This window comes from Jannaschia faecimaris (assembly GCF_900107415.1).
In the GTDB taxonomy this organism is placed as follows: Bacteria; Pseudomonadota; Alphaproteobacteria; order Rhodobacterales; family Rhodobacteraceae; genus Jannaschia; species Jannaschia faecimaris.
In genome coordinates this window covers 69453-88901 of record NZ_FNPX01000004.1, presented here as the reverse complement: position 1 = coordinate 88901, position 19449 = coordinate 69453, and the positions used below count along the sequence as shown (strand labels likewise).

At 62.5% G+C, this 19449-nt stretch carries 22 protein-coding genes; 13 read left to right on the top strand and 9 right to left on the bottom strand.

Annotated elements, in window-relative coordinates:
• Positions 1 to 105: 105 nt before the first annotated feature.
• The 3 genes from BLV27_RS06315 to BLV27_RS06305 all read right to left on the bottom strand — a co-directional run bounded on the left by BLV27_RS06315 (position 106) and on the right by BLV27_RS06305 (position 3655).
• A complete protein-coding gene (locus BLV27_RS06315; protein WP_092644028.1) occupies positions 106 to 777 on the bottom strand; it encodes an SOS response-associated peptidase in 672 nt (223 codons plus the stop codon).
• Positions 778 to 787: 10 nt separating this feature from the next.
• Positions 788 to 1882 (bottom strand): sensor histidine kinase, encoded by a 1095-nt coding sequence (locus BLV27_RS06310; protein ID WP_170831371.1) that lies wholly within the window; start codon positions 1880 to 1882, stop codon positions 788 to 790.
• Positions 1883 to 2101: 219 nt separating this feature from the next.
• Positions 2102 to 3655, bottom strand: a complete 1554-nt coding sequence (locus BLV27_RS06305) for a bifunctional metallophosphatase/5'-nucleotidase (protein WP_092644023.1) — start codon at positions 3653 to 3655, stop codon at positions 2102 to 2104.
• 117 nt (positions 3656 to 3772) lie between these two features.
• On the opposite strand from BLV27_RS06305, the gene BLV27_RS06300 reads away from it, so the two are divergent.
• Both BLV27_RS06300 and BLV27_RS06295 read left to right on the top strand, forming a co-directional pair.
• A complete protein-coding gene (locus tag BLV27_RS06300; protein ID WP_092644354.1) occupies positions 3773 to 4108 on the top strand; it encodes a DUF952 domain-containing protein in 336 nt (111 codons plus the stop codon).
• The gene (locus BLV27_RS06295) at positions 4105 to 5145 is read left to right on the top strand and encodes a quinone-dependent dihydroorotate dehydrogenase (RefSeq protein WP_092644021.1); all 1041 of its coding nucleotides are present in this window, start codon (positions 4105 to 4107) and stop codon (positions 5143 to 5145) included. The genes BLV27_RS06300 and BLV27_RS06295 overlap by 4 nt, the downstream gene beginning before the upstream one ends.
• A 15-nt stretch (positions 5146 to 5160) precedes the next feature.
• On the opposite strand, the gene BLV27_RS06290 is transcribed toward BLV27_RS06295, so the two are convergent.
• The 3 genes from BLV27_RS06290 to BLV27_RS06280 are packed head-to-tail and all read right to left on the bottom strand — an operon-like array spanning position 5161 to position 7468.
• Positions 5161 to 6516: an MATE family efflux transporter gene (locus BLV27_RS06290; RefSeq protein ID WP_092644019.1), complete on the bottom strand. Its 1356-nt coding sequence runs from the start codon at positions 6514 to 6516 to the stop codon at positions 5161 to 5163.
• Entirely contained in the window at positions 6513 to 7016 is a 504-nt protein-coding gene (locus tag BLV27_RS06285) for a PaaI family thioesterase (RefSeq protein ID WP_092644017.1), read from the bottom strand. The genes BLV27_RS06290 and BLV27_RS06285 overlap by 4 nt, the downstream gene beginning before the upstream one ends.
• On the bottom strand, positions 7013 to 7468 hold the full coding sequence (locus tag BLV27_RS06280) for a PaaI family thioesterase (protein ID WP_092644352.1): 456 nt from the start codon (positions 7466 to 7468) through the stop codon (positions 7013 to 7015). The genes BLV27_RS06285 and BLV27_RS06280 overlap by 4 nt, the downstream gene beginning before the upstream one ends.
• Positions 7469 to 7560: 92 nt before the next feature.
• Between BLV27_RS06280 and BLV27_RS06275 the strand changes: the two genes are divergently transcribed.
• The 11 genes from BLV27_RS06275 to BLV27_RS06225 all read left to right on the top strand — a co-directional run bounded on the left by BLV27_RS06275 (position 7561) and on the right by BLV27_RS06225 (position 16807).
• Positions 7561 to 7938 (top strand): MerR family transcriptional regulator, encoded by a 378-nt coding sequence (locus BLV27_RS06275; protein ID WP_092644015.1) that lies wholly within the window; start codon positions 7561 to 7563, stop codon positions 7936 to 7938.
• Positions 7939 to 8144: 206 nt separating this feature from the next.
• A complete protein-coding gene (locus tag BLV27_RS06270; protein ID WP_092644013.1) occupies positions 8145 to 8540 on the top strand; it encodes a MerR family transcriptional regulator in 396 nt (131 codons plus the stop codon).
• An 84-nt stretch (positions 8541 to 8624) separates the two neighbouring features.
• Entirely contained in the window at positions 8625 to 10403 is a 1779-nt protein-coding gene (locus BLV27_RS06265) for an acyl-CoA dehydrogenase C-terminal domain-containing protein (RefSeq protein WP_092644011.1), read from the top strand.
• A 55-nt stretch (positions 10404 to 10458) separates the two neighbouring features.
• Positions 10459 to 10677, top strand: coding sequence for a hypothetical protein (locus BLV27_RS06260; protein ID WP_092644009.1), 219 nt, complete (start codon positions 10459 to 10461; stop codon positions 10675 to 10677).
• 43 nt (positions 10678 to 10720) lie between these two features.
• Positions 10721 to 11356, top strand: a complete 636-nt coding sequence (locus BLV27_RS06255; protein WP_092644007.1) for a glutathione S-transferase family protein — start codon at positions 10721 to 10723, stop codon at positions 11354 to 11356.
• 16 nt (positions 11357 to 11372) lie between these two features.
• Entirely contained in the window at positions 11373 to 12584 is a 1212-nt protein-coding gene (locus BLV27_RS06250) for an acetyl-CoA C-acetyltransferase (RefSeq protein WP_092644005.1), read from the top strand.
• Between the two features lie 84 nt (positions 12585 to 12668).
• Complete coding sequence (locus BLV27_RS06245; RefSeq protein ID WP_092644003.1) at positions 12669 to 13031, top strand: hypothetical protein; 363 nt, start codon at positions 12669 to 12671, stop codon at positions 13029 to 13031.
• Positions 13031 to 13495, top strand: coding sequence for a hypothetical protein (locus tag BLV27_RS06240; RefSeq protein WP_092644001.1), 465 nt, complete (start codon positions 13031 to 13033; stop codon positions 13493 to 13495). Before BLV27_RS06245 ends, BLV27_RS06240 begins: the two co-directional genes overlap by 1 nt.
• 105 nt (positions 13496 to 13600) lie before the next feature.
• A complete protein-coding gene (locus BLV27_RS06235) occupies positions 13601 to 14029 on the top strand; it encodes a hypothetical protein (RefSeq protein ID WP_092643999.1) in 429 nt (142 codons plus the stop codon).
• Between the two features lie 21 nt (positions 14030 to 14050).
• The gene (locus BLV27_RS06230) at positions 14051 to 16240 is read left to right on the top strand and encodes a 3-hydroxyacyl-CoA dehydrogenase NAD-binding domain-containing protein (protein ID WP_092644350.1); all 2190 of its coding nucleotides are present in this window, start codon (positions 14051 to 14053) and stop codon (positions 16238 to 16240) included.
• Positions 16241 to 16366: 126 nt separating this feature from the next.
• On the top strand, positions 16367 to 16807 hold the full coding sequence (locus BLV27_RS06225; RefSeq protein WP_092643997.1) for an EamA family transporter: 441 nt from the start codon (positions 16367 to 16369) through the stop codon (positions 16805 to 16807).
• Positions 16808 to 17219: 412 nt separating this feature from the next.
• On the opposite strand, the gene BLV27_RS06220 is transcribed toward BLV27_RS06225, so the two are convergent.
• The 3 genes from BLV27_RS06220 to BLV27_RS06210 form a co-directional block, all read right to left on the bottom strand.
• A complete protein-coding gene (locus BLV27_RS06220; RefSeq protein WP_170831370.1) occupies positions 17220 to 17786 on the bottom strand; it encodes a Hint domain-containing protein in 567 nt (188 codons plus the stop codon).
• Positions 17787 to 17895: 109 nt separating this feature from the next.
• On the bottom strand, positions 17896 to 18546 hold the full coding sequence (locus BLV27_RS06215) for a sulfotransferase family 2 domain-containing protein (protein WP_092643993.1): 651 nt from the start codon (positions 18544 to 18546) through the stop codon (positions 17896 to 17898).
• Positions 18543 to 19433: a DMT family transporter gene (locus tag BLV27_RS06210; RefSeq protein WP_342024093.1), complete on the bottom strand. Its 891-nt coding sequence runs from the start codon at positions 19431 to 19433 to the stop codon at positions 18543 to 18545. The genes BLV27_RS06215 and BLV27_RS06210 overlap by 4 nt, the downstream gene beginning before the upstream one ends.
• Positions 19434 to 19449 lie beyond the last annotated feature (16 nt).

The following is a 19449-nucleotide window of genomic DNA, read 5'->3' as shown; positions in this document are numbered from 1 at the left end:
ATCCTCCCCCTTGCGATCTTCCGGTTTCGGTTCTCGTCCATCTCTCCCTGGACGTCTGGTCGGCCCGAGCGAAAGCCCGGGCCGCACCAAATTAGAGACATCGGTTCAGACGTCTTCCTCATCGATCAGCGGCTCGATCAATTCCGGACCTTCGGTCCGGTTGGAATTCACGACGCGGGACACCCGATGCCGGACAATCCGGTCTTCTGGAGCTGCCTGCATCAGGGGTGCCGCGCCTTTCCCCTCTTCACCCAGCCACAGGGCCCAATCATTGGGTGCAAGTGTCGCCGGCTCCCGGTGATGCACCTCGGCCATGGTTGGGCCTGCGGCACAACTAACGATGGCGCAGGTCGAAATGGCCTCCGGGCCCCAGTCCTGCCAGATGCCCGCGAAGACCAGGGGGGCGTCTGACGGATCATGGAAATACCACGGCAGTCGGGCACCGTCGGCAGTCTTCGTCCACTCGTAGAAACCGGTCGCGGGGATCAGGCACCGCCGATGACGACAGGCATCTCGAAAGGCGGGCTTTTCGGCAATCGTCTCGGCCCGCGCGTTTATCAAGAGGGGGCCGGAGGTCGGCGTCTCGTACCAATGTGGCAGGAAGCCCCAGCGCATCGACACAAGGCGACGCATATCGCCCCCTGCCGTCACGACGGGGATCTGCGTCGTCGGGCAGATGTTCCAGCGCGGCCCTTCGGGCAGGTCATTCGACGGCGTCGCGCCGAACAACTGGGTCATTGCCTCATGCGGCAGGGTCAGCGCATAGCGTCCACACATAGGCGCAGGGCTACGTCAGGTCGATCGGGAAATCCAGTTCGACACGGTATCCCTGCGGCCCTGGCCCGGCGCGCAGCGTGCCACCCAATTGCGCGGCCGAGGCCTCCATGATGCGGTTGCCTAGCCCGGTTGACTGGTCACCTTGATCGGCGATCCCGACGCCATCGTCCGAACAGGTGATCTCGTAATGTGTGTCCGAGGTACGCTGGCCAGTGACCTGCACCCGACCGGCGCGACCGTCCGGGAAGGCGTGCTTGCAGGCGTTCGAGATCATCTCGTTGACCAAGACACCCAGCGCGGAAGCCCGGCGCGCGATCATGGATACCGGCTGAAACGTCATATCGACCTTTACGCCCGGCGGAGCCATGTCGCGCAGGTGGGTCGTTATCCGCGTCAGGTATGCACTGACGTCGATCGGCGCATCGGGCTGATCGGCGTGGTATAGGTCTTCATGCAGCGCGACCATGACGTCAATGCGCCGCTCAACCGACTCCAGCGCCTCGCGCACCTCAACTGATGCCTTGCGTGACACCATCCGGGTCATCGCGGAGATGTTGGCAAGGCTGTTCTTGACGCGGTGATCCACCTCGCGGCGCATGGCGTCCTCGTTGCGCAGCGCCTCGTGCAGTTCCAAGCGCTGCATCACCTGATCAGCAAGAATGCGGAGCGCCCGACGTTCTGTATCCCCCAGACGCCGTGGGCGGCGGTCCAACACGCAAAGTGACCCCAAGGCAACGCCGGCCTTCGTGATGATCCGCGCCCCGGCATAGAACAGGACCGGATCATCCACATCCACGACCAGCGGGTTGTCCTGTGTGCGCATGTCCAGACGCGTGTCCGGTATCTCCAGGATATCCTCCTGCAGAATGCCATGGCTGCAAATCGATGAATCAAGACCGGTCGACATGATGTCCAGGCCACAGACGGCCTCGAACTGCTGATCATGTTCTCGCACGATAGACACCAGCGATATCGGACACTGACAGATCTGGGCCGCAAGCTCCACCAAGCCATCAAAGGCCCCTGCATGTGTCACGCCATCAAGGTTGTACCGCTTGATCGCGGCCAGCCGGGCTTGCTGGTTCTCGGCAATGGGCGCAAGCATCGGCGGCATCCTCGGTTTCGCCAACATCAGCGACGGTACATTTTGTTGCATGAAGACCGGGAGATGCCCCTCGGACAGCATGCGCTGCCGGTCTTGTCCGACGTATTGCCACGCAGTGCAACAAGGCTGTGACGAGAACGGAAAAATGAAACGAGGGCCGGGAATACCCCGGCCCTTCAATGACTTCCGCAATTCGGTCAGCGGTCGCTTACACCTATGTCATTTGACAACGATACGCTCGTCGGTGAACGGCGCATAAGAGCCGCTCGCGGCAATATATTCCGCCGTGACGTCAGCCAGATCCGGGCCAAAATCGTAAGCGTCGGCCGCATCCCTGAACATGTCGTAGCCATCGCCACCGTTGCGGACGTAGTTATTTGACACGACGCCATAGACCTTCGCGGGGTCGAGCGGCTCTCCGCCGATCATCACGTCACTTACCCGGCTACCCGGCTCAGCGCTGGCATCGAAAGCGAAGGACATGCCCGAAACCTGCGGGAATCGGCCTGCGCCCTCCTCGACCTGGCTCACGCCGTTCTCCAGCGCCGCCAAAAGGGTCGCGCCGTCCACCCGGAAGGTCGACAGTGTATTCTGGAACGGCAGAACCGTCAGAACATCGCCCATGGTCACTTCGCCCGCGTCGATCGAGGCCCGAATGCCGCCGCCGTTCTGAATGGCGACATCAATGCCCTGATCCCTGACCCGCTCCAGCATGGCGTCGGCAATCAGGACACCCATTTCGCAGACCTGCGCACGGCAAACATCGCGCTCGCCGCCGATCGGCTGGTCGGTCTGGGCGACCACCTTGTTGCGGATTTCGTCAAGCGGAGCGGCCAGTTCGGCGATCCGCGCGACCGTGGCGGGGTCTTCCTCGACCGACGCATCGATCAGCACCGGCGCGCCTGTGGCTTCCGTAACGTTCCCATCGTCGTCGAATGTGACGTTCAATTCACCGAGGTATTTGCCGTATGCATAGGCCTGCACGATGGCGGTATCGCCGATCATGGTAGGATACTCGCCCTCGGCTCGCTCCATGTCGCCCAACAGGGTATTGCTGTGGCCACCAACAATCACATCGACGCCGGTGGTATTCGCTGCGACCGTCTGGTCCACGCCATAGCCCGAGTGGCTGAGTACGATGATCTTGTTCACGCCGTCGGCGGTTAACTTGTCCACCTCGCCCTGCACCGCGTCCGACGGATCGGTGAAGATGATGTTGGGGCCGGGCGACGCCAGTTCGTCGGTGTCCTGCGGGGTCAGGCCGATCAGGCCGATACGCTCACCGCCGCGCTCAATCACGGTGGACTTGGCCATCTTGCCCGCCAAGATCGGCTCACCCGAGACATCTGCGTTCGACATCAGGATCGGGAAATCGATGGCGGCCATGAATGACGCCAGAACCTCGGGTCCGTCGTCGAATTCGTGATTACCCACCGTCATGCCGTCATAGCCGAGCATGTTCATCATCTCGGCGGCCATCGTACCTTTGTAGTAGGTATAGAACAGGGTGCCCTGAAACTGGTCACCGCCGTCCACCAGGATGTGGTTGTTGGTACGCGCCTTGGCGGCCTCGATGGCGTTTACCAGGCGGGCGGTGCCCCCAAAGCATTCACCGGCGGTGTTGTCCTCGGCGCTGCAAGGGCCGTCATACTTGCTGATCGGCTCGAACCGGGCGTGGAAATCGTTGGTGTGCAGGATCGTCAGCGAATATTCGGCGCTGGCAATGCCGGTGGTCAGCGCAAGCGCAGTTGTTGCGGTCAGGAATCGTTTCATCTCTCAAACCCCCTTAGGTTGGACTGCGCGGATCGTGCGCGGGTCGCCCTAGGTTGTCAAAGCCATATGACAGTTGCGCGACTTGACGCTGCTGGATCGCGGGGGCATGCCCGCGCCATGATCTATAAAATCTTCCGCACGCCCGAATGGCAGGCGCTTCGGGCCGATGAAACGACCCTCGGTGCGCCCATCGACCTAGCCGACGGCTATATCCACTTTTCGACCGCCGGACAGGCAACCGAGACTGCGGCCAGGCATTTCGCCGGGGTCGAGGGACTGTGGTTGATCGGGGTGGAGGATGCCGCCGTGGCGGACAACCTGAAATGGGAAGTCTCACGCGGGGGGGCCAAATTCCCCCATCTCTACGCGCCTCTGCGTCTGGACCAGGTGGCCTGGGCGCAGCCGCTGCCGCTGATCGATGGCGTTCACGAATTCCCGGCTGGCCTGCGATGATCGAAGCGACCAGCCTTGCGCTTCTGCGCCGGTTCGACCCGGAGCGTGCCCACGGGTTGGCTCTTATGGCGCTGAACGCGGGCCTTGGTCCGCGTGGCGGGCCCGTCACCTCCCCGCGTTTGCGCACGACGCTGGCCGGTCTGGAGTTGCCCAACCCGGTGGGTCTGGCTGCTGGGTTCGACAAGAACGCCACCGCGCTTGCCCCCCTCGCCCGCTGCGCCTTCGGCTTTCTGGAGGTCGGGGCCGTCACCCCGCGACCGCAGCCCGGCAATCCCAAACCTCGCCTGTTCCGCCTGACCGAGGATGCAGCCGCGATCAATCGCTTCGGTTTCAACAACGAGGGGATGGACGCCATAGCAGCGCGTTTGGCGACCCGGCCCGCTGATGCCGTCATCGGCCTGAACCTCGGGGCCAACAAGGACAGCGCCGACCGGGCCGAGGATTTCGCCCGCGTTCTGACGACTTGCGGTCCGCACGTGGATTTCGCCACCGTCAACGTCAGCAGTCCCAACACCGAAAAGTTGCGCGATTTGCAGGGTGCCGCAGCGCTCAGGGCTTTGCTCGACGGGGTGCTGGCCACCCGCGACGCCCTGCCCCGGCATATTCCGATCTTCCTCAAGATCGCGCCTGACCTGACCGAAGCCGACCTGGCCGATGTCGCCCGCGCCGCCGGCGGGATCGACGCGATCATCGCAACGAACACGACGCTGGACCGGGATGGTCTGACGTCTTTCCACAAGAGCGAAAAGGGTGGTCTGTCCGGGCAGCCGCTGTTCGAGAAGTCGACGCGAACGCTCGCGCGCCTCTCGACCCTGACGGACCTGCCCTTGGTCGGCGTAGGCGGTGTGGCGACGGCAGAGCAGGCCTATGCCAAGATCCGCGCCGGGGCATCAGCGGTGCAGCTTTACACCGCACTGGTCTATGCTGGCATCAGCCTGCCCGGCCAGATCGCGCGAGATCTCGACACCCTGCTGGCCCGCGACGGCTTCGACACGGTGGCAGATGCCGTTGGTTCCGACCGCGACCGCTGGCTCTGACGCGACCCTCGCGTTCTAAGTCTGCCGAAGCGGTTGGGGCGCGGTTGCAAGGGACGCTGCCTCCAATGCGGGATACCGCAAGCCCAGCGTCACACCGCGTACCACGAACGACACCATCAAGGCCGCCCACAGCCCGTGATTGCCCAGCCAGGGCACCAGGACAGCCAACGCCGCCAGATAGACGACGAAACTGACGATCATCATATTGCGCATGTCCCGCGTGCGTGTCGCGCCGATGAAGACGCCGTCCAGCATGAAGGCCCCAACACCCAGCACCGGCATCAGCCAGACCCAAGGCAGATAGGACGGGGCGACCGCTCGCACGTCCTCGGCCTTGGCCATCAGGTTGATCAGTGGCCCACCCGCGAAGACATAGGCCAGCGACACCGCGACCGATGTCCCGACGGCCCACCATCCGCATAGCTTGACAGCCCGGCGAAGCCGGCACCGGTCGCCCGCACCGAAGAACCGCCCCACCAACGCCTCCACGGCAAAGGCGAAGCCATCCAGAGCGTAGGATGTGATGTAGACGAACTGCAGCAACACCTGGTTGGCCGCCAGAGTTGCCGTCCCGAACACACCCCCTGTCAGCAGGAAAGACGCGAATGTCGCCTGCAACAGGACAGACCGGATCAGGATGTCGGTGTTCACCGCCACCATCCGGCGCAAACGGTCCGGGTTCAGGATCTGCGCGCGGTCGCGCCATTCGGGGCCCACGAAGGCATCGCGACAGAACCATATGGCCAGCCCCACACCGGTCCACTCCGCTATAAACGTGGCCCAGGCCACGCCCGGCACGCCCCAGTCGAGGCCCAGCACAAACCACAGGTCCAGCGCGATATTGGCCCCGTTCATCGCCAGTTGCAGGAGCAGAACCGCCGTCGTCCGCTCCTGCGCGATGAGCCAGCCGGTCAGCCCATAGATGGCGATCGCCGCAGGAGCCGACAGGATGCGGATCGACATGTATTGCCGGGCCAGCCCCTCTACCTCGTCCGTGGTGGGCGCGATCCGGAATGCGCCCGCAAACAGCGCCGATTGGACCGCAATCAGCGCTATACCCGCCGCCGCCCCGATCAACAGCGCGCGCGACAGCAACGCGACCACCTCCCCCCGGTCGTCCGCGCCCAGCGCCTGCGCGGCAAGGCCGGTCGTTCCCATGCGCAGGAACCCGAAAATCCAATAGACCGAAGACAGTATGATCGCCCCTGCCCCCACGGCGGCAATCGGCGCGGCTTCGGCCAATTGCCCGACGACACCCGTGTCCACGGCACCCAGGATCGGCACGGTCGCATTGGACAAGACCACAGGCACGGCGATTTTCAGGATACGCCGGTTGGTCAGATCGCCCGTAACAGGTGCGGTCGTGCTCACGCTTCGCGCGGTGGCATCATGAAATGGCCGGTACCCTGCGCGAACAGCCGGTTACGATTGTCCTGCCATGTCTCCACGTGGACCGATGAATATCTTCGGCCGCTGCGGTTCAGGCGCGCCCGCGCATAGGCGTCGCGCGGCAGGCCCGCGCGTAGGTAGTCGACCGAAAAATCGATGGTCTTGGGCAGTCGTGGCAGCGTTTCAGGCGTTAGTGTCTCCACATCTATCCGCCCCGACTCGAAGTCGTCCCAGATCATCGCCCAGGACAGCGTGACGATGGCCGTGACCTCCAGAAAGGCCGCCGTCACGCCCCCATGCAGCGCGGGCAGCATCGGATTACCGATCAGCTTATCGTCGAAATGCAGCACCCCGGTCAGTTCATCGCCCCGACGGTCAAAGGTGATGTTGAGGAACTTGATGTAAGGAACGCCGGACACCAGCGCGTGCAGTGCGGCATCACGGCGTTGCTTGATGACCTGGATCGGCTCTGGCTTTTTCATTGACCGTCCGTCCGGTCCAGCGTGAAGGCTCCGTTGGCGACGGCGACGGGGCCCTTTTCCGGCTCCTCGTCGAAGGCCTCAGCCCGCACGAAGGCGATGGAGCGCGTCACGTGGTGGCAGACGGCCCGCGCGGTGATCGTGTGGTGCGGCGTGGCCGCGCGCATGTAGTCGATGCGCAGGTCCATCGTTGCCGTCGATACCGGTGCGGTCGGATGGGACAGGACCGCCGCGCCGCCCGTCGTGTCCATCAGGGCCGACACGGCTCCGCCGTGCACCACGCCCGTCCGCGGGTCGCCCACGATATCGGCGGACCACGGCATCGTGATCGTCGCCTCCCCCGCGCCCACCGCCGTTACGGTCATGGAAAGTGCGCGGCAATGCGGCAGGGCAGCAATGAATTTTTGCGCGGTGATCGCACGGGCGGCCTCGGCCGGAGTAGTTTCATCTGTCATGATTGAAGGCATGACGCGTCCCGCCCGCCCCCGCAAGTGGCCGGATAGACAGCCCGTAGCCCGCGTGCCAGAATATCTTCGGGAGAAGGATCATGACCGACAAGATCGAATTCAAGCAGATGTGCGCGCGCTTTGATGTCACGCCACGGACCTTGCGTCATTACGAGTATATCGAATTGCTATCGCCAGAGCGGGACGGTCGGGCCCGGCTCTACAGCCCGCGGGACGTGGCCCGGATGACCCTGATCATGCGGGGCCGGAAGTTCGGCTTTTCGCTGGAGGAAATCCGACAGTGGCTGGAACTTTACGATGCTGACCCCGAGGGCCGGCAGCAGATGCAGGCGTGGATCGATCTTGCCGACCGGCAACTGGACGAATTGACCGAACGCCGCCGCGAGCTTGATAACGCGATAGATGAATTGACCGTCTTGAGGGACCGGGTGAAGTCAGACATCTCCACCAAGGACTAGCGCCTCCTACGCCTTGATCGTCCCGAAAATTGGCTGCGCGTCACACGCAAAATTGCGTCGGCGCGCAATTTACCTTTGCGTTCGTTACGTCAACTTGAAGATGACGTAACGTCCGACTTACGTAATCGTCAAACAGGGTTGTAACGTCGTTTCGAGAGCCGCATCTGGCATTTCAGAGCACGATGACCGGCTAAAGGAACGAGTGGATGTCCGACGATTTGATGACCATCCGGGAAATGTGTGACGCATTCGACGTCACCCCCCGCACCCTGCGCTTTTACGAAGCGAAGGAGTTGCTGTTTCCCAAGCGCGAAGGCCAGCGCCGCTGGTTTACCCGCAGCGACCGCGCGCGCCTGAAGCTGGTCCTGCGCGGCAAACGCTTCGGCTTTTCGCTGGAGGAAATCCGACAGCTATTGGACCTCTACGATCTGGGCGACAACCAGTACACGCAGCTCGCCCGCTCCTACGAGATCGGGCAGGAACGCCTGGCCTCGATGAATGCCCAGCGCGCGGAACTCGACGGTGCCATCGCCGAGCTCGAGGAGCAGTTGAGCTGGGGTGCCAAGATGATGAACCAGATGCAAGCCCGCAAGGCGGGCTGACCAAAGGCCTTCAGGGGCGGCCCACAGACCCCTGATAAAAATTCGCGGGGCGCGCTCCCGCGCCGTCTTGAGGAGGATGACAACATGCCCAGCTACACCGCCCCGACCAAGGACATGCAGTTCGTTCTGCACGATGTCCTAGGAGCTTCCACGCAGGATATCCCCGGCTACGAGGAGATGGACCGGGATTTCACCGGTGCCGTTCTGGAGGAAGCCGGGAAACTGGCACAGGAGGTGCTGCATCCCCTGAACGTCGTCGGCGACACGCAGGGCTGCAAGCTTGAGAACGGTATCGTGCGTACGCCCGATGGCTTCAAGGAGGCCTTCGACCAGGTGCGCGACGGCGGCTGGACGGCGCTGGACTGCGATACCCAGTATGGCGGACAGGGCTTGCCGTATCTCATGCAGACCGGCGTGGGCGAAATCCTGTCATCGGCCAACATGGCCTTCAACATGTACCAGGGCCTGACCCACGGTGCCTATTCGGCGATCCATGCCCACGGCACGGACGCGCAGAAAGCCAAGTGGCTTCCCAAGATGGTCACCTGCGAATGGACCGGCACCATGAATCTGACGGAACCGCATTGCGGCACCGACCTGGGTTTGATGCGCACCAAGGCCGTGCCGCAGGAAGACGGCTCCTATAGGATCACCGGCCAGAAGATCTTCATCTCGGCCGGCGACCACGACATGTCCGACAACATCGTCCACCTTGTGCTGGCCAAGATCCAGGGCGCACCCGAGGGCATCAAGGGCGTATCCCTCTTCATCGTCCCCAAGGTGCTGGTCGATGACGACGGCAATCTGGGTGCACGCAACGGCGTCTCGGTCGGCAAGATCGAGGAGAAGATGGGCATTCACGGCAATTCCACCTGCGTCATGAACTATGATGAGGCCGAGGGATATCTGCTGGGCGACGCGCACAAGGGCATGCGCGCCATGTTCACCATGATGAACGAGGCGCGTCTGGGCGTGGGCCTTCAGGGCTACGCCCAGGCCGAGATCGCCTATCAGAACGCGCGGGCTTATGCGCTGGACCGCCTTCAGGGGCGCGATGTGACCGGCACCAAAAACCCGGACGGGCCTGCCGATCCCCTGATCGTGCACCCCGACATCCGTCGTAACCTTATGGACCAGAAATCCTTCGTGGAAGGCGCACGTGCATTCGTGTTCTGGGGTGCGATGATGATCGACCGGGCGCACCGGAACGCCGACGAGGACGCAGATGGCCTGATTTCGCTGCTGACGCCGATCATCAAGGGCTTCCTGACCGACAAGGGCTTTGAATATGCCACTGCGGCGCAACAGGTCTATGGCGGCCACGGCTATATCGAGGAATGGGGCATGTCGCAGTTTGCCCGCGATGCCCGGATCGCCATGATCTACGAAGGGGCCAACGGCGTTCAGGCGCTGGATCTCGTAGGGCGCAAGCTTGCGCAGGATGGTGGAAAGCATGTTATGGCGTTCTTCGACATGGTCAAATCCTTCTGCAAGGAAAACGCCGAGGACGAGACGCTGAAAGCGGGCTTCCTGGAGCCGCTGAAAGCCGCGTCCAAAGATCTTCAGTCGGCCGCGATGTACTTCATGCAGTCGGGAATGAAGAACCCGAACGCGGCGCTGGCCGGCTCCTACGATTTCATGACCATGTTCGGGCACGTCGCATTGGGCCTGATGTGGGCAAAGATGGCCAAAACCGCCGGCGGGATGCTGGGTGACGATGGGGCAGACCGGGACTTCCTGGAGGCCAAGATCGCGACGGGCCGCTACTACATGGCCCGGCAGTTACCCGCGACCGGCATGCATCTTTCGCGCATTCAATCAGGCCCTGAGACCGTGATGGAGCTTGAACCGACAGCCTTTTGACGATCTCGTGCTGTCGGCCCATGGTGGGCCGACAGACCCACATCCAGGAGACCCAATGGCCCGCGCCCAACGCCTGACCCGCCGATTTCCTGCGCAGATGTCCGAAGCCGGGTATCGACGCCTGAAGAAGTTCGCTGGAGAGGCCGGACTGGAGGAGGGAGAAGCGTTGTCGTTCCTGTTCGAGAATTTCGACAGCGTGACCAACGCAGAGAACCTGCCGCACCGGCTGGGGCTGCACAAGGCGATGCTCGCCAAGCGAGAAGAGAAGAGCTGACAAGGCTCTTTCCAACGGAACCGGCGCTTCGGGAGGGGGCACCATGACAATCCAACTGCATTGCTTCGGCGAAAGCGGGAACAGCTACAAGGCGGCGCTTGCGCTGGAACTTGCGGGCGTCCCTTGGGAGCCCGTTTTCGTCGATTTTTTCGGCGGAGCCGCCCGCACGCCCGCCTACCGCGACCTCAATCCGATGGGCGAGGCCCCGCTTTTGATCGACGGCGATACGCGCCTGTCGCAATCGGGTGCAATCCAACAGTGGATCACTGACCGGACAGGCAAGTTCGGCGGGTCCGAGGCGGACAAGTACGAAGTGCTGCGCTGGGTGCTGTGGGACAATCACAAGCTTTCGTCGCAGATCGGAACGACACGCTTCCTGATGAACTTCCTGCCCGAGGCCAAGCGCCCGGCCGAAGTCATCGCCTTCTTCCAAGGCCGTCTCAGGGCCGCTTATGACACGCTGAACAGACATCTGGAGGGCCGCGACTGGATCGTCGGCGACGGCGTGACGAACGCGGACCTGTCTTGCTGTAGCTACCTTTACTACTCTGAACCCTTCGGCTTCGACCGCGCCGACTGGCCCCATATCGACGCCTGGCTTGATCGCGTCAGCGCCCTGCCCGGCTGGAAACACCCCTATGATCTGATGCCCGGTCGGCCTTCCGACCGCGACCAATGACGTTCCGGAGAATACCATGACAGAAGCCTATATCTATGACGCGATCCGCACCCCTCGCGGCAAGGGTCGCAAGGACGGATCACTTCACGAAGTGACCGCAGCGCGGCTCTCGGCGGGCGTGCTGGACGCGCTCAAGGATCGCAACGGCTTCGAGGGCCACGCGGTGGAAGACGTTATCTGGGGCAACGCCACACAGGTGATGGAACAGGGCGGATGCCTTGCGCGGACAGCCGTTCTGGCGTCGAACCTCGACGAACGCATTCCGGGCCTGTCGATCAACCGTTTTTGTGCGAGCGGGATGGAGGCCGTGAATCTTGCCGCCAACCAGATCAAGGGCGGCGCGGGCATGGGCTACATCGCCGGCGGCGTCGAGATGATGGGACGGGTCGCAATGGGGTCGGACGGCGCGGCGATCGCGGTGGACCCGTCGATCGCGATGGAAACCTATTTCGTGCCGCAGGGAATTTCGGCCGACATCATCGCTACCGAGTACGGCTTCAGCCGCGACGACGCCGATGCCTTGGCCGTCGAGAGCCAGAAGCGCGCCGCCGCCGCATGGGCCGACAACCGTTTCGAGAAATCCATCGTTCCGGTGCGCGACATCAACGGGCTGACCATTCTGGACCATGATGAATACATTCGCCCCGGCACCGACATGCAAAGCCTCGGCAGCCTGAATGCCGCGTTCCAGGCGATGGGTGAAGTGATGCCCGGCTTCGACAAGATCGCGTTGATGAAATACCCACACCTGGAGCGGATCAATCACATCCATACTGCGGGCAATTCGTCCGGTATCGTTGACGGCGCGGCGGGCGTCCTGATCGGCAACAAGGAATTCGGCGAAAAATGGAGCCTGACGCCCCGCGCCCGCATTCGCGGAACGGCCAAGATCGGGACCGACCCGACGATCATGCTGACCGGCCCGGTTCCCGCGACTCAGAAGATCCTTGCGGACACTGGCATGTCCATCGACGACATCGACCTGTTCGAAGTGAACGAGGCGTTTTCCTCCGTGGTACTGCGGTTCATGCAGGCCTTCGACGTCGATCACTCCAAGCTCAACGTCAACGGCGGGGCCATCGCTATGGGCCACCCGCTGGGTGCTTCGGGCGCGATCATCATCGGCACGCTCCTTGACGAGTTGGAGCGCAGCGGCAAAGGGACCGGCCTTGCCACGCTTTGCGTCGCGTCGGGCATGGGGGCGGCCACGATAATTGAGCGTATCTGAGCGGTGGAGGCACTGGGCATCCATGAGGACCATCTTGACCGGATGTCCCGTGCCATTTGGGACCGGGATTTCAGGATAATCGCAATGATGCACAAGTATCCCCAAGTCATTCGTCAGTCAGGCAACCAGCGCTCTTTATTGACGAAAGGTGCACTGACCCAACTGGTTAAGCAGTTCCGCACGCGTCTGCAGGGGATGGGTACGACATGCTATCACAGGGTCTGCGAACGGGCGAATTTCCACCAGCTTGATCGCAACCGGATCACGGGCGCAAAATGGAGTTCTGTCCTTCGTGGCGGAAACTACCTGTGCGAACCTTATAATTGTGAGATGGTGATTACCTGCGAGGAAGGAAATTGGCTGGCTGCGGACATCGTGACACCACCGATGCGTCATGGCCTGCCTACCGGCAATCCGATCGGCCGACGCTCGGGAAAGCGACTCTGATGACAAGTGCATGCGATATCTACCAGGCACACCTTGATAAGGTATCGCGTCTTCTTTGGGATGGCGACGCGGAGAGCGTCGCGAATATGCTGTACTACCCGCACGTCATCCACCTGCCCGAGGCGGACCGCGTCATCTCGAACCCGGCCGAGCAGAGCAAGGACGCGGAGGCCTTCCGAGAGAGCCTGAGCGCCTTGGGCGCGACGGCCTTCCACCGCCTGTGCCGCGAAGCGCGGTTTGATCCGGACACTCCGGACCGGATCATCGGCGTCCACACAACTTATGTCATGCATGGCGGCAGCTATCTGACCGACCCCTACGATTGCGCGATGTCTCTCCTGAAACAGACGGACGGGCGATGGCTGGCGGACGCGATCCGGGTCTCCGTTCGCAACAGCGGGATGGCATATTACCACCGCGATAACATCTTCAACCGCCCCAAAAACCAGACTTCCAATGACTGAATCCGCCCAGATCACAGGTCTCTGCGCGCGAACCGTTCGTGGAGCGTGCAGCGCAGTCCCCAAGGACGAGTACATGAACAATCCGATCAACAGCGAGATTTGGACATGACAACTGCGCTTGGACTTTATCAGGATCACCTCGACCTTGTATCACGCCACATCTGGAACCGCGATTTCCACGCGTTGACCAAGGTAATGGCCTATCCGCACGAGCTGATTACCGGCGAGGGCCTTGTCGCCGTTGATAACGCCGAGACCTTGAAGAATTGGGCCATCAAGTTCCGTGACCGCCTCGAAGAACTCGGGGCCACGGCCTATCACCGCGTGGCGATCGCCGCCGCGTTCACCGGCAACGCCGAGGATCGGATCGACGGGTTTCACCGTGTCTACGTCCTCGACGGGGCCACTCACCTCATCGACCCCTACTCCAGCGAAGCGTGTCTTGTACTCAAAGACGACGTGTGGCTCGGGGCGGGCGTGCGCGCAACGCTGCGAACGGCGCGCTACGTCGTCGATGAGGATCAAGACACCTGATCAAAATCCGAAGAGAGCATGATGACCGATTTTACCCTGACGAAAGACGCCGATGGCGTTGCGACAATCACCTGGGACGTGAAGGATAAATCAATGAACGTGCTCAGCCTTGAAGGCTGGGACGAACTTGACGCCTGCATTACTGACGCGCTGGCGGACGATGCGGTCAAGGGGGTCATCATAACCTCCGGCAAGGACACCTTCGCCGGCGGCATGGACCTGAACGTTATCGCAAAGATGAAGGCCATGTCCGGCGATGACCCTGCACAAGGTCTGATGGATGGGCTGATGAAAACGCATGCCATACTGCGCAAGATCGAGCGGGCGAACATGGATCCGAAGACCAACAAGGGCGGCAAGCCGGTGGCATGTGTGTTGCCGGGGACCGCGCTGGGCATCGGGCTTGAGATACCGCTGGCATGTCATCGCATCTTTGCCGCCGACAATCCGAAGGCCAAGATCGGCCTGCCGGAAATCATGGTCGGAATTTTCCCCGGCATGGGCGGCACAACGCGGCTGACGCGCAAACTCGGGGCCATGGCCGCATCGCCTTTCCTGCTGGAAGGCAAGCTGTCGGACCCGAAGAAGGCAAAGGCCGCGGGTCTGATCGACGAAGTCAGCGCCGACCCGATGGCCGATGCACGCGCCTGGGTCCTGTCTGCCACCGACGCCGACATCCTCAAGCCATGGGACGCCAAGGGCTACAAGATGCCCGGCGGCGCGCCCTACCACCCGGCCGGCTTCATGACATTCGTCGGGGCCAGCGCGATGGTGAACGGAAAAACCCAAGGCGCATTCCCCGCAGCTAAGGCGCTGCTCTCGGCCGTCTACGAAGGTGCGCTGGTGCCATTCGACACCGCGCTGAAGATCGAAGCCCGCTGGTTTACCCATGTCCTGATGAACCCGTCGTCCGAGGCGATGATCCGCTCGCTCTTCATCAACAAGGAAGCACTTGAAAAGGGCGCGAACCGCCCAGATGCGCCCGATCAGAAGGTGTCGAAGGTCGGCATTCTGGGGGCGGGCATGATGGGGGCCGGCATCGCCTATGTCTCCGCCAACGCGGGCATCGAGGTGGTGCTGATCGACCGCGAACAGGCCGCCGCCGACAAGGGCAAGGCCTACGCCGAAGGCATCCTGGACAAGGGCATGTCGCGCAAGAAGGTCACGCAGGAGAAAAAGGACGACGTGTTGGACCGCATCGCCGCGACCACCGACCTTGATGCGCTCAAAGGCTGCGACCTGATCGTAGAGGCCGTCTTCGAGGACGTGGGCGTCAAGGCCGAGATGACCAAGGCGGTCGAAGCGATCGTTGGCGACGATTGTATCTTCGCCACCAACACCTCCACCCTGCCGATCACCGAGCTTGCCAAGGCAAGCGTCCGGCCAGCACAGTTCATCGGCATCCATTTCTTCAGCCCCGTCGACAAGATGCTGCTGGTCGAGATCATCAAGGGCAAGGAAACGGGCGACGTTGCCGTGGCCAAGGCGCTCGATTTCGTGCGCCAGATCCGAAAGACGCCCATCGTCGTTAATGACGCGCGCTTCTTCTACGCCAACCGCTGCATCATTCCCTACATCAACGAGGGTATCCGCATGGTCGCCGAGGGCGTGTCCCCCTCGCTGATCGAGAATGGGGCCAAGCAGCTCGGCTTCCCGCTGGGCCCGCTTCAGTTGGTGGACGAGACGTCGATCGACCTGGGCGTTAAAATTGCCGTGGCAACCAAGGCCGCGATGGGCGACGCCTATCCGGACGATGCCGTCGACGAAGTCCTGTTCGCGTTCAAGGACGCGGGCCGTCTGGGCCGCAAGTCGAGCGCCGGGTTTTATGACTACGACGAGAAGGGCAAACGTCAGGGCCTGTGGTCCGAGCTGTCCGCGCGCTACCCGCTGGCCGAGGAGCAGCCAGATCTGCACGAGGTTCAGAACCGCCTGATGTTTGCACAGGTGCTGGAGGCCGTCCGCGCGCTGGAGGAAGGCGTGCTGGAAGACATCCGCGAGGGTGACGTCGGTGCAATCCTGGGCTGGGGCTTCGCGCCTTGGTCCGGCGGCCCTTTCAGCTGGCTCGACATCGTGGGTTCCGCCTGGGCTGCCGAAACCTGCGACGCGCTGGCCACCAAGCATGGGGACCGGTTCAAGACCCCCGCCCTGCTGCGCAAGATGGCCGACGCGGATGAAAGCTTCTACGACGGCACGGCCTGCGCCGCGGCCTGATACTGTAATCGGCTGCAGGCGGAGGTTCGGTCGACTCCGGATCCCCGCCTGCCAGCCAGCGTGTTTGCGTCAAAGTGCCGATTGGATGATGCTGGTCCGGAACTGCATGGCCTCGGAGCGACGTTCATGGCGACCCTACTCACAGGAAGCTGGCAATTCTGGGCGGTCCTCGCGGCCGTCTTTGCAGCGTTGACCGCGATCTTCGCCAAAGTCGGTGTCGCGGATATCAATTCCGACCTCGCAACCCTAATCCGAACCTTGGTCGTTCTTCTGGCACTTGCCGCGCTCGTCTGGGGAACGGGCAAGATGCAGAACCTGTCCACGATCTCGCCCCGCACGTGGCTCTTCCTCGTATTGTCGGGTCTCGCGACCGGGGCGTCGTGGCTGTGCTATTTCCGGGCAATGCAACTTGGTGACGCGTCGCGCGTGGCACCGGTCGACAAGCTCAGCGTCGTGTTTGTAGCGGTGATCGCGGTTACCGTGCTGGGCGAACAGCTTTCGCCTTTGGCGTGGGTCGGCGTAGGCCTGATCGGTTCCGGTGCCGTGCTGCTGGCCTTGGCCCCCTGACGCGAAGGGCCGACGTCGCATTCCGATTGTTTCCTGCGACAGTCCCAACCGTTCCATGTTCCCGCCGGATTCACGCGGCAAGGTCAACGTCATAGCCCCCCAACTGACTGGGACACCGGAAATGAAACCGATGACCTCTCCTTTCACGCATCCGCCCGGAGAAGGTGTTTCGCACACCGGCCGCGAACCGCATCTTGACCGACGATTTCGGCGACATGGTGATGATGCCGAGCAACGGTGAGGTTGGCTGACATTAGGGTCGGCCACCTCCTCCGGCGGATGAGTCCGGAAGGGCGGACGACTTTGTCCGGGACATCGAGTGGACGGGCCCCGAACCCCTCCATATCCGCGGCGGCCGGGTCGTGATGCAGTGCAACCGCGGATACTCCGCATGCGAATGCTGGACGCTAACCTAGCGTTTCAGCGGCGGCTCCCCGACTGCGTGCATGGTCTGGAATGCGTGGCGCGCCATGTCACAAGAGACGACCGCTGCATCGCCCTGTTCGATTTCGCAGACCACGCCGCCCGCCTCGATTACGGCGGGAATTCCGAACGACAGCCCGAAATAGCGCAGGTCCGCCAGCGGTCGCTCTACCATCACGCCACGCAGTCCAACCAGGTCGCGTATGGACACCGAAATCTCCGCGACATTGCAGATCCGCTTGATGGTGCCCCCCGACAGCAGCACCCGCTGGTCGGGCGACAGGCGCATGGGGCGGATATTGCCCAGGCTGCCAACCGGTACACGTACGGGCCAGGTATCGCGGGCATAGGCCCACTCGCCGCGCAGCCTGCGCGTCACCTCCAAACGGGCGATCCGTTTTGGTCCGGAGCGCGTCGTCAAAAGGTCACCGACGGCGAGGGTTTCAACCTCCCGACATCCCTCGGGCGTGGGAAGCCGCGCGCCGGGTGTGAACCGGGGCGCGACTGGGGCGATGACGGGAAAAGCGTCATGGGTGAAGATGTGCTGGTCTGACATGCGGGTTTCTTTCGTCCCTTGGAGTGTTGCGGCAGACACCGGCGAAAGTTTGCTGTGCGACGACAACGAACGGTGCAAAACCCTGCGGCAAGCAACGCGACAAGCGGGATTACGCCCGATTGGTCGGTTCGAAGTGGTAGGAAAAGGCCGAAATATCTGCTGCGCAGATTTCCGCCACGCAGTCGCGGGTCGTCGCATCATAGTAGCTCCGCCAATCAGCCAAGCGATCCGAGGAATTTACCCTTGGCAAAATAAGGCCAAAGCCCAACAGGTCGGTGAAAGGGACCAAATCAGTTTCCAGGTGTTCTAACCGGATGAAGATCGGCAATGCCCCGCCTGCGACGTAACTGGCGGATGGGTTTCGGCGGAAGCTTTCGCCCGTCTTCGGGTCCAGCACGAACGCCTTGAAGCCAAGTGTCTTGGCCCGGGTGACGGCCGGGTTGTCAAAATCCTGCGCCCGCAGCCAGTGGTAATAGCTGACCATCCGGTCCCAGGGATTGCGCACCAGCATCACGGGCGTCAGCCGGTCCAGAACCGGGTCCGGCAGAAGCCCCCGAACATCGCGCAGGGTCGAATGTTTCCAAAGCCGCCCTGCCGCCTGCGCGCCGTTCAACCGGCCACGGCGTTTCAACGCCTTGGGCGTATCGCCAATAAGGATGTCGTCGGCCATCGCGTGGGCCTCCAGCGCCAATGCCATCGCCGTGCCACCCGTCTTGGGCGCATGTACGAAGGCATATCCGCGGCCCGGCGACAGGATCATGGCGAGCGCCCCACTGCGTCTACCACGCGGGGGTCACCCCGATCACGCAGGGCGATCAGGCTGCCGGCGGCGGCAATGAGCACCAGCCCGAGGCCCGACCAAAGGGTCAGCAGATCCCCCCAGACAAGGAAGCCGAACAGCGCCGAGAACGCCAGAACCGAGTATTCGAACACCGATACCAACGAGGCTTCAGCCAACTGATATCCACGGGTCAGAAGGGTCACCGCGACCAAGCTGCACACGGCCTGCATAACGCAAAGCCAGAAAACTGTGCTCGACGGCGTCACCCACCCGCGCGTCAGATAGCCCGTCGGCTCCCACCCGAGAGCCGCGCCCAAGGCTATGCCGCAGAGGCCCCAGAATGCCATGAAACTGAACACGCCCAGCGCCAGCGTGATTGCATCCTCCCCGTCGCACCATTCTCGGGTTGCGATCACAGCGACGGCGTAGAACGCGCCCGACAGGACAGGCAAAAGGTTCAGGACCGAAAGCGCCGCCATATCCGGCGACAGCACAAGAATCACGCCGACAAAGCCCACGATAGCGGCGGCCACCCTGACCGGACCGATCCGCAGGCCAAAGAACACAACTGAGAAGATCAGCACCCAAATCGGGGCCGAGAACAATCCCGCCGCCGCTTCCGCAACCGACATGAAGCCGAGCGCCCCGAAATACAGGATCATTGCGGTGGACATGACCGCCGAGCGTGCGGCGACCGCCCGCAAGTTCACCACCTTCAATCGCCGCCCCATCACGGCAACGAAGACCAACGCCAAGACCCACATCATACCAGACCGTACGATGTGAAACGTCCACAGGCTGCTTTCGGCGGCAATGATCCGGATGAACTGATCCACGAAGGACAAAAGCGCAGTCGCCGCAAGGATATTGACTGCCGCGGCA

Bases quoted from the DNA above. Each gene is read 5' to 3' on its own strand.
- BLV27_RS06310 (WP_170831371.1), bottom strand. From the start codon at position 1,882: ATGCTTGCGCCCATTGCCGAGAACCAGCAAGCCCGGCTGGCCGCGATC.
- BLV27_RS06230 (WP_092644350.1), top strand. From the start codon at position 14,051: ATGACCGATTTTACCCTGACGAAAGACGCCGATGGCGTTGCGACAATC.
- BLV27_RS06255 (WP_092644007.1), top strand. From the start codon at position 10,721: ATGACAATCCAACTGCATTGCTTCGGCGAAAGCGGGAACAGCTACAAG.
- BLV27_RS06225 (WP_092643997.1), top strand. From the start codon at position 16,367: ATGGCGACCCTACTCACAGGAAGCTGGCAATTCTGGGCGGTCCTCGCG.
- BLV27_RS06285 (WP_092644017.1), bottom strand. From the start codon at position 7,016: ATGAAAAAGCCAGAGCCGATCCAGGTCATCAAGCAACGCCGTGATGCC.
- BLV27_RS06280 (WP_092644352.1), bottom strand. From the start codon at position 7,468: ATGACAGATGAAACTACTCCGGCCGAGGCCGCCCGTGCGATCACCGCG.
- BLV27_RS06305 (WP_092644023.1), bottom strand. From the start codon at position 3,655: ATGAAACGATTCCTGACCGCAACAACTGCGCTTGCGCTGACCACCGGC.
- BLV27_RS06235 (WP_092643999.1), top strand. From the start codon at position 13,601: ATGACAACTGCGCTTGGACTTTATCAGGATCACCTCGACCTTGTATCA.
- BLV27_RS06220 (WP_170831370.1), bottom strand. From the start codon at position 17,786: ATGTCAGACCAGCACATCTTCACCCATGACGCTTTTCCCGTCATCGCC.
- BLV27_RS06215 (WP_092643993.1), bottom strand. From the start codon at position 18,546: ATGATCCTGTCGCCGGGCCGCGGATATGCCTTCGTACATGCGCCCAAG.
- BLV27_RS06250 (WP_092644005.1), top strand. From the start codon at position 11,373: ATGACAGAAGCCTATATCTATGACGCGATCCGCACCCCTCGCGGCAAG.
- BLV27_RS06265 (WP_092644011.1), top strand. From the start codon at position 8,625: ATGCCCAGCTACACCGCCCCGACCAAGGACATGCAGTTCGTTCTGCAC.
- BLV27_RS06270 (WP_092644013.1), top strand. From the start codon at position 8,145: ATGTCCGACGATTTGATGACCATCCGGGAAATGTGTGACGCATTCGAC.
- BLV27_RS06295 (WP_092644021.1), top strand. From the start codon at position 4,105: ATGATCGAAGCGACCAGCCTTGCGCTTCTGCGCCGGTTCGACCCGGAG.
- BLV27_RS06245 (WP_092644003.1), top strand. From the start codon at position 12,669: ATGATGCACAAGTATCCCCAAGTCATTCGTCAGTCAGGCAACCAGCGC.
- BLV27_RS06240 (WP_092644001.1), top strand. From the start codon at position 13,031: ATGACAAGTGCATGCGATATCTACCAGGCACACCTTGATAAGGTATCG.
- BLV27_RS06300 (WP_092644354.1), top strand. From the start codon at position 3,773: ATGATCTATAAAATCTTCCGCACGCCCGAATGGCAGGCGCTTCGGGCC.
- BLV27_RS06315 (WP_092644028.1), bottom strand. From the start codon at position 777: ATGTGTGGACGCTATGCGCTGACCCTGCCGCATGAGGCAATGACCCAG.
- BLV27_RS06275 (WP_092644015.1), top strand. From the start codon at position 7,561: ATGACCGACAAGATCGAATTCAAGCAGATGTGCGCGCGCTTTGATGTC.
- BLV27_RS06260 (WP_092644009.1), top strand. From the start codon at position 10,459: ATGGCCCGCGCCCAACGCCTGACCCGCCGATTTCCTGCGCAGATGTCC.